Annotated in this window: 12 protein-coding genes; 7 read left to right on the top strand and 5 right to left on the bottom strand. The window is 67.7% G+C overall.

All coding sequences use genetic code 11. From position 1 onward, the window contains the following. The first annotated feature begins 151 nt into the window (after nucleotides 1-151). The 7 genes from OHB49_RS21755 (at nucleotide 152) to trxA (ending at nucleotide 9,820) form a co-directional block, all read left to right on the top strand. Nucleotides 152-2,449 carry a DUF6049 family protein gene (locus tag OHB49_RS21755; protein ID WP_329162332.1) on the top strand — a complete coding sequence of 766 codons (2,298 nt, stop codon included), beginning with the start codon at nucleotides 152-154 and terminating at the stop codon, nucleotides 2,447-2,449. Nucleotides 2,450-2,498: 49 nt separating this feature from the next. Further along, complete coding sequence (murJ, locus tag OHB49_RS21750) at nucleotides 2,499-4,655, top strand: murein biosynthesis integral membrane protein MurJ (protein ID WP_329162331.1); 2,157 nt, start codon at nucleotides 2,499-2,501, stop codon at nucleotides 4,653-4,655. Nucleotides 4,656-4,783: 128 nt separating this feature from the next. Beyond that, nucleotides 4,784-6,505 carry a protein kinase family protein gene (locus tag OHB49_RS21745; protein WP_329162329.1) on the top strand — a complete coding sequence of 574 codons (1,722 nt, stop codon included), beginning with the start codon at nucleotides 4,784-4,786 and terminating at the stop codon, nucleotides 6,503-6,505. A 160-nt stretch (nucleotides 6,506-6,665) separates the two neighbouring features. After that, entirely contained in the window at nucleotides 6,666-7,370 is a 705-nt protein-coding gene (gene sigM, locus OHB49_RS21740) for an RNA polymerase sigma factor SigM (RefSeq protein ID WP_329162327.1), read from the top strand. Beyond that, nucleotides 7,367-8,347, top strand: a complete 981-nt coding sequence (locus OHB49_RS21735; RefSeq protein ID WP_329162325.1) for an anti-sigma factor family protein — start codon at nucleotides 7,367-7,369, stop codon at nucleotides 8,345-8,347. Before sigM ends, OHB49_RS21735 begins: the two co-directional genes overlap by 4 nt. 133 nt (nucleotides 8,348-8,480) lie before the next feature. Beyond that, nucleotides 8,481-9,443 carry a thioredoxin-disulfide reductase gene (trxB, locus tag OHB49_RS21730; RefSeq protein ID WP_313938239.1) on the top strand — a complete coding sequence of 321 codons (963 nt, stop codon included), beginning with the start codon at nucleotides 8,481-8,483 and terminating at the stop codon, nucleotides 9,441-9,443. Between the two features lie 44 nt (nucleotides 9,444-9,487). Beyond that, nucleotides 9,488-9,820 (top strand): thioredoxin, encoded by a 333-nt coding sequence (trxA, locus tag OHB49_RS21725; RefSeq protein WP_030930508.1) that lies wholly within the window; start codon nucleotides 9,488-9,490, stop codon nucleotides 9,818-9,820. A gap of 78 nt (nucleotides 9,821-9,898) precedes the next feature. Here the strand turns inward: trxA and OHB49_RS21720 are convergent, their stop codons facing one another. The 5 genes from OHB49_RS21720 to OHB49_RS21700 form a co-directional block, all read right to left on the bottom strand. Then, nucleotides 9,899-10,516 (bottom strand): GNAT family N-acetyltransferase, encoded by a 618-nt coding sequence (locus OHB49_RS21720; protein WP_030973750.1) that lies wholly within the window; start codon nucleotides 10,514-10,516, stop codon nucleotides 9,899-9,901. Nucleotides 10,517-10,815: 299 nt separating this feature from the next. Then, complete coding sequence (locus OHB49_RS21715) at nucleotides 10,816-11,913, bottom strand: ParB/RepB/Spo0J family partition protein (RefSeq protein WP_078852787.1); 1,098 nt, start codon at nucleotides 11,911-11,913, stop codon at nucleotides 10,816-10,818. Further along, a complete protein-coding gene (locus OHB49_RS21710) occupies nucleotides 11,910-12,986 on the bottom strand; it encodes a ParA family protein (protein WP_078852786.1) in 1,077 nt (358 codons plus the stop codon). Before OHB49_RS21710 ends, OHB49_RS21715 begins: the two co-directional genes overlap by 4 nt. 293 nt (nucleotides 12,987-13,279) lie before the next feature. Continuing rightward, nucleotides 13,280-13,996 carry a 16S rRNA (guanine(527)-N(7))-methyltransferase RsmG gene (gene rsmG, locus OHB49_RS21705; RefSeq protein ID WP_030973746.1) on the bottom strand — a complete coding sequence of 239 codons (717 nt, stop codon included), beginning with the start codon at nucleotides 13,994-13,996 and terminating at the stop codon, nucleotides 13,280-13,282. 109 nt (nucleotides 13,997-14,105) lie between these two features. Then, nucleotides 14,106-14,615 carry a Jag family protein gene (locus tag OHB49_RS21700; protein WP_030973744.1) on the bottom strand — a complete coding sequence of 170 codons (510 nt, stop codon included), beginning with the start codon at nucleotides 14,613-14,615 and terminating at the stop codon, nucleotides 14,106-14,108. Nucleotides 14,616-14,624 lie beyond the last annotated feature (9 nt).

The following is a 14,624-nucleotide window of genomic DNA, read 5'->3' as shown; positions in this document are numbered from 1 at the left end:
GGCGTCATCGTTTCTTTTCGCCCTGCAAGACTCTCCCGATCACCAAGCGCACTCCCGAGCACGTGGCCCCGGCGCACATCGTTACCATGCGGGGACGCAGCAACCGACAACGATCGACAGCAGCTGACTACGACGAGGGACGGACAGGCGCGTGGCCGAGGCGGCAGACATTAAGGGGATCAGTCACTCTCCTGCCCGCCGGTGGCTGCGGCGCACAGCCTCCGTGATCCTTGGAGCACCGCTCGTCGCCACTCTGCTGGCCGGTCCGGCCGCGCCCGGGGCGCAGGCCGGCGAGGCGAGCAAGGCTCCGGCCGGCTCCAGCACCGTCGACGTGACCCTGGACTCCCTGGCCCCCAGCGCGCCGGTGAAGGGGGACACACTCACTGTCTCCGGCACGTTGACCAACAGGAGCAAGGAAACCGTCACCGATGCCCGGGTCGACCTGCGGGTGGGGCCGCGACTGTTCGGCCGGACGTCCATCGACGCGGCCGCCGAACGCACCGGGTACGTGCCCGGCAGCGATCCGGCCGCGATCGGCGGCAAGTACACACTGAAGATCGCGAAGCTCCCGTCCGGGATCACGCAGAACTTCACCCTGTCCGTGCCCGTCGGCAAGCTGGGGCTCGACGACGCCGGTGTCTACCAGTTCGGTGTCTCGCTGTCCGGACAGACCCCCCGTGTCCCGTACGAGCAGGTCCTCGGCATCGAGCGCACCTTCCTTCCCTGGCAGGAGGACGAGAGTGATGCCAGGACCCGGATCACCTATCTCTGGCCGCTGATCGCATCGGCGCACCTCACTGCCGAGACGGGTTCCGACGAGCAGCAGACCCCGGTCTTCGCCGACGACGACCTCGCCGCGGAGCTCGCTCCCGGCGGTCGCCTCGAGCAGATGGTCTCGCTGGGCAGCCAGCTGCCTGTGACCTGGGTGATCGACCCGGATCTGCTGGCCGGTGTCGACGCGATGACGAAGAGCTACCGCATCAAGGTCGGCGACACCACCATCGCCGGGAAGAACCAGGCCGTCGCCAAGCAGTGGCTCACCAACCTGGAGACAGCCGTGGCGGACGACAAGGTCGTCGCGCTGCCGTTCGCCGACCCCGACCTGGCATCCCTCGCCCACCGCGGAAAGAACGTCTCGGGAAGCCTCAGCCACCTGCAGAACGCCACCGAGGTGGCCGGCCCGACCGTGGAGACCGTCCTGCATGTGAAGCCGTCCACGGACTTCGCGTGGCCGGTCGAAGGCGCCATCGATCCATCGATCGTCGATGTCGCCACATCGGCCGGTGCGCACAACGTGATCGCCCGCAGCGACAGCCTCCAGGAGACCGGGGGGCTGCCGTACACGCCGAGCGCGGCCCGGCCGATCGGTGGCGGCACCACCGCTGTCGTCGCCGACTACCGGCTCTCCAGGGCCTTCGAGGGCGACATGTCCAATGCGGGGAATTCCACCCTCGCCGTTCAGAAGTTCCTCGCCACGACCCTCGCGCTGAACGACCAGGACACGGACACCGAGCGCAGCATCGTCGTCGCACCGCAGAGGGTGCCGACCGCCGCTCAGGCACAGTCGATGGCACGCGCCCTGCACGCCCTCGACGACGAACGGTGGACGCAGCCCCTCGACCTGGTGGACGCGGCCGAGGCGAAGCCCGACGCCGACGCGACGACGAGGGTTCCCAGTACTTCCCAGTACCCGAGGAAGCTCCGCAGCCAGGAGCTGCCCACCCAAGCCTTCCAGGACATCAAGGCCACCCAGGCCTCGCTCGACAGCTTCCGGGTCATCCTCACCCAGCCCGAGCGGGTCGTAACCCCCTTCGGCAACGCGATCAACCGGTCCATGTCGACCTCGTGGCGCGGCAGGCCGCTGGAGGCACAGCAGTACCGGGACGCGGTACGCACGTATCTGCACGGCCTCACCAACGAGGTGCAACTCATCTCCAAGTCGGACGTCACCCTGTCCGGCCGCAGCGCCACCATCCCGGTGACGGTGCAGAACAAGCTGGTGCAGGATGTCGATCACCTTGTTCTCCGGCTGAAGTCGGACAACGCGACACGGCTCAAGCTGAACGGCGGCGACGCGGTGGCGGAGAAGCCGATCCGCATCGCGGGCGGGCACAGCCAGTCCGTGAAGTTCGACGCCTCGGCAAACGCCAACGGCCAGGTGCAGGTGAGGGCGCAGCTCTACACCGAGGACGGCACGCCGTACGGCGAGGAGATGACCTTCACGGTGAAGGTTTCCGAGGTCACACCGACCGTGCTGCTGGTGATCGCCGGCGGACTGTTGCTGCTGGTCCTCGCGGGCATCAGGATGTACACCCATCGCAAGCGTGCCAATGCGGACGGCCCGTCCGGAGGCGACGGCGGTGAACCCGAGCAGCCGAGTGACCCGACGCCGGACACCGGTCCGGAAAGCGGGGAGCCGTCGGGCACGGGTGAGAAAGTGGACCGTTGAGCGATGTCTGTCGTGGCCGGTCGGCCGGGGACAATGAGGTGGGGTATCGATGAACGCGCCGTACGACGGTGACCGCGGTCAGGGTGCGGGCGGAGCCGGGCCCTCCGATGGATCCCCGACGCCTTCGGACCCGGGGCGGGTGGACCCCGCGCCGGACCCGTACCTCCAGGACGCGTACAACCGCGATCCCTACCGCGCCCAGGACCTCTCCGCCCAGGACCCGGTGGCCGAGGTGCTGTACGACCGCGCCGCACACCCGCCCCCGCCCCCTGGCACATACCAGCAGCCGCAGCCGCTCTACCAGCAGCCGCCCGCGGCGCAGTACGCCCCTGATCCGCGCATCTGGGCACAGACCCCGCCGCCCGAGCCCGCCGGGCCGTCCCGGCACCTGCCGTACGGCGAAGACGCGGCAACCACCCAGTTCGTCGGCGTCGACGACCTCGTCACCCAGGCATCCGAGGGCCACGAGGGACCGGACGCGTTCGCGCACCTGTTCCGGGACCAGGAGGGGCCGGCCGGGCCCCCCGTTCCGCCCGAGCCCGAACCGGCTCCGGCGCCGGCCCCGCCGAAGTCCGGCGGCCGGGCCTCCAGCCTCCTGAAGTCCAGCGCGGTGATGGCGGCCGGCACCCTGGTGTCCCGGCTCACCGGATTCGTGCGCAGCCTGGTGATCACCGCTGCGTTGGGCGCGGCACTGCTCGGTGACAGTTTCACCATCGCCTACACGCTGCCGACAATGATCTACATCCTCACCGTCGGCGGCGGACTCAACTCGGTCTTCGTTCCACAGCTCGTCCGATCCATGAAGGACGACGAGGACGGCGGCGAGGCCTACGCCAACCGTCTGCTGACCCTTGTGATGGTCGCGCTCGGCGTGATCGTGGCGATCGCCGTCTTCGCCGCCCCCCTGCTGATCCACCTGATGTCGAGCACGATCGCGAACGATCCTGCGGCCGACAACGTCGCCACCACGTTTGCCCGGTACTGCCTGCCCACCATCTTCTTCATGGGCGTACATGTGGTGATGGGCCAGATCCTGAACGCACGCGGCAGGTTCGGCGCGATGATGTGGACCCCGGTCCTCAACAACATCGTCATGATCTTCACGTTCGGCATGTTCATCTGGGTCTACGGCACCTCCGCCGAATCCCACATGGGTGTGCAGACGATTCCGCCGGAGGGCATCCGGCTGCTCGGCATCGGCACGCTGCTCGGTCTGGTCGTCCAGGCCCTCGCGATGATTCCGTATCTGCGCGAGGCCGGCTTCCGCTTCCGCCCGCGCTTCGACTGGAAGGGACACGGCCTCGGCAAGACGGTCAAGCTGGCCAAATGGACCGTCCTGTTCGTCTTCGCCAACCAGGCCGGTGTCCTGGTCGTCACGCAGCTGGCAACAGCGGCCGGGAAGGCTTCCGGCAGGAACGGCGCGGGTTTCCTCGCCTACTCCAATGCCCAGCTGATCTGGGGAATGCCGCAGGCGATCATCACCGTCTCGGTCATGGCGGCCCTGCTGCCCCGTATCTCCCGCGCCGCCCACGACAACGACCCCGGCGCGGTCCGTGACGACATCTCCCAAGGGCTGCGCAACTCCGCCGTGGCAATCGTGCCGGTGGCCTTCGCGTTCCTCGCGCTCGGCGTCCCGATGTGCACCCTGCTGTACTCGTCCAGCGGCACCGAGGCCGCCCGGTCCATGGGCTTCATCCTGATGGCGTTCGGACTCGGCCTCATCCCGTACTCCGTGCAGTACGTCGTGCTGCGCGGCTTCTACGCGTACGAGGACACCCGCACGCCGTTCTACAACACGGTCATCGTCGCCGCGGTCAACGCTGCCGCCTCCGCTCTCTGCTACGTGGTCCTTCCGGCCCAGTGGGCGGTCGTCGGCATGGCGGCCTCGTACGGGCTGGCCTACGCCGTCGGCGTGGGCATCGCCTGGCGTCGACTGCGCAACCGGCTGGGCGGCGACCTGGACGGCGCCCATGTCGTGCGTACGTACGCCCGCCTGTGCCTCGCGGCGATCCCCGCAGCGGTCATCGGCGGCGGCGTGGGCTTCGCCCTGCTGCTGAGCCTGGGCGAAGGTGCCCTCGGTTCGCTGGTCGCGTTGATCTTCGGCGGGGCCGCGCTCATGGGGGTCTTCTTCGTCGCTGCGAAGCGCATGCGGATCGAAGAGATCAACGGCATGGTCGGTATGGTCCGCGGACGGCTCGGACGCTGAGGACCGGCCGCCCGCACAACCATCGCCGGTCTCCGTGTGTCGTGCATAGCGCTGGAGTGTGGGCACAATTGGCGTGACTGTGCAGAGCTGGCTGGCATCGCGCAACGGATGGGGAGGCAGGAACGACGGTGGCGGAACGTAGCACGGCTGCCGTCGACGTGGCCGACAACAGCGGTGATGAACCGCTGACCGCCAAGGCGGACGAGGCCACGACCGACGGGACGACAGAAGCTCAGGACACGGAGGGCACAAGCCCCCAGGACGCGGACGGTGAGCGAAGCAGCTCTGAAGCCGCCGCAGCGACCCCGGACCTGCACAGCGGTCACAAACTGGCCAGACGGTACCGGCTGGAGGAGTGCGTCACCCGTCTGGACGGATTCAGCAGCTGGCGTGCTGTCGACGAGAAACTGCGCCGCGCAGTGGGTGTGCATCTGCTCCCTGCGGACCATCCACGAGCCCGCTCCGTGCTGGCCGCGGCCCGGTCCTCCGCGCTGCTCGGGGACCCGCGTTTCGTGCAGGTACTCGACGCGGTCGAGGAGGACGACCTCGTCTATGTCGTCCACGAATGGCTCCCCGACGCCACTGAGCTCACGGCTCTGCTGGCCGCCGGTCCGATGGACGCTCACGACGCCTACCAGTTGGTCAGCCAGGTATCCCAGGCCATGGCGGCCGCGCACCGCGAGGGCCTCGCGCATCTGAGGCTCACCCCGGGCGCGGTACTGCGGAGCTCGACCGGCCAGTACCGGATCCGCGGCCTCGCCGTGAACGCCGCCCTGCGCGGCATCACAGCCGACGGTCCGCAGCGCGCGGACACCGAGGCGATCGGCGCCCTGCTCTACGCCGCATTGACGCAGCGCTGGCCGTACGAGATCGATGCCTACGGTCTCACCGGGCTCCCCAAGGGTGTGGGGCTGATCGCCCCCGACCAGGTGCGGGCCGGAGTCCACCGCGGTCTCTCCGAACTCGCCATGCGCGCCCTCGTCAACGACGGGGCCACCGCCTCCCGGCAGGAGCAGCCGTGCACCACACCGGACGAGCTGGCCAAGGCGGTCGCGACGATGCCCCGCATCCGCCCGCCGGAGCCCACGTTCACGGCTCCCCCGGAGTACCAGCGCACCACCTACCAGCAGGGCAGCTACGGGCGTCCGCCCGCCGGCCCCCGCGTTCCCGTGACGCAGCCCGTGATGGTCACACCGCCGGCACCGCTCCAGAGTCGCACCGGCAAGGTGCTCAAGTGGGCCGTGTCAGCGCTCCTCATCGCGGCCCTGGGCCTCGGTAGCTGGCAACTCGCGGAGACGCTCCTCGACCGTGGCAAGGAGACGGACGACCCGGGAACCACACAGACGGATCCGGAGAACGGTGACAAGCCTTCTCCTGCCCCGGCCAAGCCGCTGCGGCTCAGCGGTGCGACAGAGTTCATGCCCAGCGGGTCGGGAATCCAGCAACAGGACGCACCGAACGCCGTCGACGGCAAGCCCGACACTGCCTGGATCACCCCCAGGTACGACGGTTACCCGAATTTCGGGAACCTCGCGCCCCGCAGAGACGGCAGCGGCATAGTCGTTGACCTGGGCAGTGTGCAGAACGTCAGGGGCATCAAGGTCCAGCTGTACCGCAGCGGCCAGAAGACCGAAGTGCTCGCAGCTGCCGAGGATGCCTCCGCTCCGTCGTCGCTTTCGGATTTCCCGCAGCGCCTCACCAAGCTGAGCAAGGCAGGAAGCAGCCTGGAGGAGACGCTCGCCAAGCCCGTACGCACCCGCTACGTGCTGATCCATGTCACCGAACTCCCACCGGACGGTTCTGCAAGTTCCTTCCGTGGCGGGATCTCGGAGATCTCCGTACTCGGCTGACCGAGCAGGCCGGCAGGGACCATCCTCCCTGCCGGCCTGCTGCATGTCCGGCCGCTGATGACCGCGGCCCTCGCTGAACCGATCTTCCTCATCTCTATGCCGCACGGCACATGAATCGTGATAGACAGACGGCCCCGACGCACAGAGGGAGGGAGGGGAGGTGGCCTCCGAGCCGTCAGAGCCACTCAGCGACTCAGACCTCCTCGCTCGCCATGTAGCCGGTGAACCGGATGCTTTCGGTGAGCTCGTCCGACGCCACCGAGATCGGCTGTGGGCCGTGGCGCTACGGACCCTGGGGGACCGTGAGGAAGCGGCCGATGCGGTCCAGGACGCCCTGGTCTCCGCCTTCCGGGCCGCCCATACCTTCCGTGGTCAGTCCGCTGTCACCACCTGGCTGCACCGCATCACTGTCAACGCGTGCCTCGACCGGGTCCGTAAAGCCGCCACACGCAAGACCTCACCGGTAGACGACACCGAGCGGCTCGAGCAGCTTCTTGAGCCTCACGAATCCGCCGAGGCGCCGGCCGAACGCCAGGATCTGCACCGTGAACTTCTGGCAGCGCTCGGCACCCTTCCCGCCGAGCAGCGCGCCGCGCTTGTCCTCGTGGACATGCAGGGCTACCCCGTGGCCGAGGCCGCCCGCATCCTCGACGTACCGACCGGCACGGTGAAGAGCCGCTGCGCGCGGGGCCGGGCCCGGCTCGCTCCTCTGCTCGTCCATCTGCGCAGCGAGGGCAGAGAGGCCGGTGAACTCAGCCCCGGAAGGAACCGGACGCGGAGAGCATCCGTCCCACCCGCGTCGGGGCCGAGTGACACAGGAACCAGTGATCCTGCCGGAGTGAAGGGCGGAGGTGGACACACATGACATCAACTGCCGACACGACCCAGCATCCGGACGTCTCGGAAATCTCCGACCTCACCGAAGGACTGCTGTCTCCGTCCCGCACGGCGGAAGTACGCCGTCACGTGGACGAGTGCGGCATCTGCGGAGAGGTCCTGGTCTCTCTCGAGAAGATCCGTGGGCTCCTCGGCGCCCTGCCTGCTCCTGAGCACATGCCCGACGACATCGCAGACCGCATCGATGCCGCACTGGCCGCCGAACCACTTCGCGCCTCGGACGACGCAGCAGATGTTTCACGTGAAACACAGGCCGTCGTGGAACACGGGCAGGAAGCCGGCGATCACGAGACAGAGGGCCAGGAGACACGGGGCCGGGAGACACAGCCCACCCTCGCAGACCGTCCTACGGGGTACCCGCGGGCCACCACCGGCCCCGGTCGCCGACCCGCACAACGACGCCGCCGCATCGTTCTCGGCACAGCCCTCGGTGCAGCCATCGTCGGTGTGAGCGTCCTCATGCTGCAGACGGTCCAGAATTCCGCGGACTCCGCAGGGGCCAGCAAGGCCACGGCTGCGGACAGCGGAGTCAGCGCCCCCAAGGGCGGGATGAACGCGTTCTCGGGTTCTCCGCTCAGTCGACGCGTGGAAGCGCTCCTGAACAGCACCGGCATGCCCGCCTCAGGGGAATCGGACGACAAGCGGGCGCCATCCGTCGAGATGCAGTCGACGCCCGATACCGAGTCCTCTCCCTCGCCCAAAACACCGCTGCGCACCCCCGCCGTGACAGTGCCCGCCTGTATCCAGCAGGGCATCGGCCGAAGGACTGCCGCTCTCGCCATCGAGGAAGGTACCTTCGAGGGAACGCACGCCTACCTCGTCGTCCTGCCGCACCAGACCGACGCGACGCTCGTCCAGGCCTATGTCATGGATGCCGGCTGTGTCGACGCAGACCCCACGGGCAAGGGCAAGCTGCTCCTGACCCACGCCTACGCCCGCCCCTGAGAAGCGTGCCGGGCGCCGCTCCGGCACGTCGGGAATGCATCCCCCGTAGGATCCGTTGGGTGGGGTGTGAGTCGTTGAACCGACCCCATTAGGCGTGGACAGTAGGCAGTCTGCAGAGACGAGGAAGAAACCCGTGAGCGACGTCCGTAATGTGATCATCATCGGCTCCGGCCCTGCGGGCTACACCGCGGCCCTCTACACCGCGCGTGCGTCGCTGAAGCCTCTGGTGTTCGAGGGCGCCGTGACCGCTGGCGGCGCTCTGATGAACACCACCGACGTGGAGAACTTCCCGGGCTTCCAGGACGGGATCATGGGCCCCGAGCTCATGGACAACATGCGCGCCCAGGCGGAGCGGTTCGGCGCCGAGCTCATCCCCGACGATGTGGTTGCCGTCGACCTGGCCGGCGACATCAAGACTGTCACCGACACGGCGGGCACGGTGCACCGCGCCAAGGCCGTCATCGTCACCACCGGCTCTCAGCACCGGAAGCTCGGCCTGCCGAACGAGGACGCCCTCTCCGGACGTGGTGTCTCCTGGTGCGCGACCTGTGACGGCTTCTTCTTCAAGGACCAGGACATCGCCGTGGTCGGCGGTGGCGACACGGCCATGGAGGAGGCTACGTTCCTCTCCCGCTTCGCCAAGTCGGTCACGATCGTCCACCGCCGCGACTCGCTTCGGGCCTCCAAGGCCATGCAGGATCGGGCCTTCGCCGACCCGAAGATCAAGTTCGCCTGGGACAGCGAGGTTGCCGGTGTCCACGGCGAGCAGAAGCTCTCCGGTCTGACGCTGCGCAACACCAAGACCGGCGAGACGTCCGAGCTCGCGGTCACCGGCCTTTTCATCGCTGTCGGCCACGACCCGCGTACGGAGCTCTTCAAGGGCCAGCTCGACCTCGATGACGAGGGCTACCTCAAGGTCAGTGCTCCCTCGACGCGCACCAACTTGACCGGTGTCTTCGGTGCCGGCGACGTCGTCGACCACACCTACCGGCAGGCCATCACCGCTGCCGGCACCGGCTGCTCCGCCGCCCTCGACGCCGAGCGCTTCCTTTCTGCGCTCGCCGACGAGGAGAAGGCCGCTGCGGCCGCCGTCTGATCCACGCCTCTCACCCCACACCCCGCAAAGTTAAGGAGGCCGCCGTGGCCGGCGCCCTGAAGAACGTGACTGACGACTCCTTTGACGAGGACGTCCTGAAGAGCGAGAAGCCCGTACTGGTGGACTTCTGGGCCGCATGGTGCGGTCCGTGCCGTCAGATCGCCCCGTCTCTGGAGGCAATCGCGGCCGAGCACGGCGACAAGATCGAAATCGTCAAGCTCAACATCGACGAGAACCCGGCCACCGCTGCCAAGTACGGCGTGATGTCCATCCCGACGCTCAACGTGTACCAGGGCGGCGAGGTCGCCAAGACCATCGTCGGCGCCAAGCCGAAGGCCGCCATCCTCCGCGACCTCGAAGGCTTTATCGCCGAGTAGCACCACGGCCGCTGTTTCACGTGAAACGGGTCCATCCCCAAGGGATGGACCCGTTTCACGTTCTCGTGGGGCCTCCGATCACAGCGGACGCAGCACCGGCTCCTTCTGTACGGCACCGAGCAGCCGGTCCAGCGCCAGTTCGACGTCTTCCTTCCACGAGAGCGTCGTGCGCAACTCCAGTCTCAGCCGTGGATGCACCGGATGCGGCCGTACGGTCTTGAAGCCAACCGCCAGCAGATGGTCCGCCGGGAGCACACACGCGGGCTCCTTCCACCGGGCATCCCCGAACGCCTCGATCGCCTTGAATCCCCGTCGCAGCAGATCCTTGGCGACTGTCTGCACCATGACCCGCCCCAGTCCCTGGCCCTGGTAGCCGGGCGTGATCCAAGCAGTCATCAACTGCACGGCGTCGGGGGAGACCGGGCTGGTGGGAAAGGCGGTCGAGCGCGGCACATACGCCGGTGGTGCATAGAGAACGAAGCCGACCGGCACGTCGTCCACGTAGACGACACGGCCGCAGGAGCCCCATTCCAGAAGGACAGCGGAGATCCAGGCTTCCTTCTCCAGCTCCGGGGTCCCTGCCTTTATCGCAGCTTCCCCACTGACCGGATCAAGCTCCCAGAAGACACACGAGCGGCACCGCTTGGGGAGATCGGGAAGGTTATCCAGTGTGAGCGGTACGAGCCGCCGTCCCATGAAGGCTGTTCCTCGCTTCCTTCGCCCGCCGCATCGCGTGCGGCGGCCAATGCGCTCCGTTCACGGAGCAGGCCGCCGACAAATCCTCCGACAGCCCCCAGGCCCAGCCCCACTGTCACCAGTTGGCTGCGGCTCACTGATCGCATGGCCCTCCCTCCGCCGAGGTGGATCAAGCTGATGTGCCATACCAGAACGAATCGTATCCACCCGGAGATGAAGTCGATACCGTCAGAAAGCAAAGGGCGGGCTGTATTCCCGCATGTTCCGGAATACAGCCCGCCCCGACGTTCCGCCGGACGTCAGCTCTCGCCGTCCTCGGCAGGCTCGTCGGACAGACCCCGCTCCAGCACGCGGCCTTCGCCTGGCGCCAGGCTGCCGAGAATGCGGTCCAGGTCTTCCATCGAGGCGAACTCGACGACGATCTTTCCCTTCTTCTGTCCGAGGTCGACCTTCACCCTGGTCTCGAAACGGTCAGAGAGCCGGGATGCGAGGTCGGAGAGCGCGGGTGACAACCGGCCGCCGGCCCGAGGCCCCTTGGACCTGGGAGTGCTGCTGGGGCGGGAGCTCATCAGTGTCACGATCTCCTCGACCGCTCGCACCGAGAGCCCCTCCGCCACGATGCGATGGGCCAGCCGGTCCTGCTCCTCGGAGTCGTCCACGGACAGCAGCGCCCTCGCGTGACCGGCGGACAGCACCCCGGCAGCGACCCTGCGCTGCACCGGCGGAGACAGGCGCAGCAGCCGCAGCGTGTTGGACACCTGAGGACGCGAGCGCCCGATCCGGTCCGCCAGCTGGTCATGCGTGCACTTGAAGTCCTTGAGCAGCTGGTCGTACGCGGCTGCCTCCTCCAGCGGGTTCAGTTGAGCCCGGTGCAGGTTCTCCAGGAGCGCGTCCAGAAGCAACTTCTCGTCGTCCGTGGCCCGGACAATGGCCGGGATCCGCTCCAGACCGGCCTCACGGCAGGCCCTCCAGCGCCGCTCGCCCATGATGAGCTCGTAGCGTTCCGGCCCCAGCTTCCGCACGACTACGGGCTGGAGCAGGCCGACCTCCTTGATAGAGGTGACCAGCTCCGCAAGCGCGTCCTCGTCGAACACCTCACGCGGCTGACGAGGGTTCGGAGTGATGGATCCGATAGGAACCTCGGCGAAGTACGCCCCTGCGGCATCCGTCGGCTCCGCGGACGACTCGGACTCCGCGGGTGCACTCGGCTCCGGCACCACGGGAGCAGCCGTGAGTGTGGTCACCTTCGCGGCAGCCACACCTCGCTCGGTCGTCATCACCGGAATCACGCCCGACGAGTCCGAACCCGCTCCGGAGGCCGGCACCTGACGTTCCTGCGGGGCAGCGGGAATCAGTGCACCGAGCCCACGCCCCAACCCTCTACGACGCTCACTCACTGGATCCCCTCCGAAATGTTCTGCTGGCTGTTCTGGCTGCCCGTCTGGGCATGCTGAGCCTCGTAATGCACCCCGACCCCCCGAAAGGCGATCTCACGAGCGGCTTCAAGATACGACAGGGACCCGCTGGAACCCGGGTCGTAGGTCAAGACGGTCTGTCCGTAGCTCGGTGCCTCCGAGATCCGCACGGATCGAGGAATGCTTGTGCGCAGCACCTCCTTACCGAAGTGGCTGCGCACCTCCTCCGCCACTTGGGAAGCGAGCCTGGTCCTGCCGTCGTACATGGTGAGCAGGATCGTCGACACATGCAGATCGGGGTTGAGGTGCCCCCGAACGAGGTCGACGTTCCTCAGCAGCTGTCCCAGTCCCTCGAGCGCGTAGTACTCGCACTGGATAGGAATCAGTACCTCGGCGCCCGCGACCAGGGCATTGACCGTCAGCAGTCCGAGCGAAGGCGGGCAGTCGATGAGGATGTAGTCCAACGGCTGCTCATACGCCTGAATCGCCCGCTGCAGTCGACTCTCCCGCGCCACCAGCGACACCAGCTCGATCTCCGCACCGGCGAGATCGATGGTGGCGGGGGCGCAGAAGAGGCCTTCGACGTCCGGGACGGGCTGAACCACGTCGGAGAGCGGCTTGCTCTCGACCAGGACGTCATAGATGGAGGGGACTTCGGCATGGTGATCAATGCCCAGCGCCGTGGAGGCGTTGCCCTGCGGGTCGAGGTCGACCACGAGAACGCGTGCGCCGTGAAGGGCCAGCGAGGCGGCAAGGTTCACTGTCGTAGTGGTCTTGCCCACCCCGCCCTTCTGGTTGGCCACCACCATGACGCGCGTCTGGTCAGGACGGGGCAGCCCCTCGCCGGCGCGGCCGAGGGCCTCGACGGCCAGCTGGGCCGCACGACCGATGGGGGTGTCATCCATCGGCGGCGGTGTTTCACGTGAAACACCGTCCCCCGCCGATTCGGTTCGGGGACCGGGGACCGGATCGGTCATCGGTCCCGCGATGTTGGCGTCGGACCGCACGGATTCACTCTCCTCGACTTCAGGCTCGCAATGAGCAGAGCCTGCCATGCTTTCGGGGTCGCGAACCAGCGAGGCCCACTCTTCTGTGGATGAATCCACATCTGTGGACAACTCCGTAGCCCTAACGGGCTTGCGATGCCGCGGCGCGGCAGCCGCACGACCGCGACTGATGATTCCATGCAGCAGAGAGCGACGTTTCACGTGAAACACGATGCCCCTGCAGCGTAGCTACAGGGGCACGACACTCCGCATGCGGTACATATGGCCGCTTGCGCGGAGCACCACTGGTAAACGGCGCGAACCGTATGCAACGGGCCACGTCGCAGCGTTACGACACTGCCTCAGCGACGCCGCCGCGTACGGCTGACCCTGGCAGCCTTCGCCCTCTTTGCGGCGAACCTCACACCGCCCGGACTCTCACCGACCACCACCCGCACCACAGTGGACATCGGTTCGACCACGCCCTCACCGACGTGCAGCACCTCGGTGTCCACCACCCCGAGCTTACTCAAGGCCGCACGCGCGCCGCTGATCTCCTCCTCGGCGGTATCGCCCTTGAGTGCGAGCATCTCTCCGTACGGACGCAACAGCGGCACGCCCCAGCCCGCCAGCCGATCGAGCGGCGCCACAGCGCGAGCGGTCACGACATGAACCGGCTGCAGCGTCCCCAGGACCTCCTCGGCCCGGCCGCGGACGACCGTCACGTGGTCCAGCCCCAGCAGCTCGACCACTTCCTGAAGGAAATTCGTCCGCCGAAGCAGCGGCTCCAGCAGGGTGATCTTCAGATCCGGACGCACCAGCGCCAACGGAATACCCGGGAGACCGGCGCCGGAGCCCACATCGCAGACCGTGACACCCTCGGGCACGACCTCGGAGAGCACCGCACAGTTCAGCAGATGCCGCTCCCACAGCCGCGGCACCTCACGAGGACCGATCAACCCTCGCTTGACCCCGGCATCGGCAAGCAGTTCCGCGTACCGGACAGCCTCCGGGAAGAACTCACCGAAAACCGCCCGCGCCCCTTCGGGCGCCTGGGGAAGTTCTACCTCCGCCGTCACGGGAACCGTCCTTCCGTACCGCATTACCGCACTGTGGGTGGCTGACTATCAGGCTGACAAAGATCGGCCCCGCCTGCGAACAGACGGGGCCGACAGAACAGGGGTCCGGTCAGGCCGGGAGAACGACGACGAAGCGCTGCGGCTCCTCGCCCTCCGACTCACTGCGCAGACCTGCGGCCGCAACCGCATCATGCACAACCTTGCGCTCGAACGGCGTCATCGGGTCCAGCCTGACCGGCTCACCGGTCTTCTTGACCTCGTCCGCGGCCTTGGCACCCAGCTCCGCGAGGACCTCGCGCTTCTTGGCCCGGAAGCCCGCGATGTCCAGCATCAGCCGGCTGCGGTCACCGGTCTCCCGGTGCACGGCCAGTCGCGTCAGCTCCTGGAGCGCCTCCAGCACCTCACCGTCGCGGCCCACGAGCTTCTGCAGTTCACGTGCCGAGTCGCTGATGATCGAGACCGCAGCCCGGTCCGCCTCGACATCCATGTCGATGTCACCGTCGAGATCGGCGATGTCGAGCAGGCCCTCGAGGTAGTCGGCTGCGATCTCCCCTTCCTGCTCGAGGCGGGTCAAGGTGTCGCTGCCCTCAGCGGCCGTGGAGGTGGTGCCTTCCGTCACGGATGGACT

Source organism: Streptomyces sp. NBC_01717, assembly GCF_036248255.1.
Classification (GTDB): Bacteria; Actinomycetota; Actinomycetes; order Streptomycetales; family Streptomycetaceae; genus Streptomyces.
This window is presented reverse-complemented; position numbering and strand designations above follow the sequence as displayed.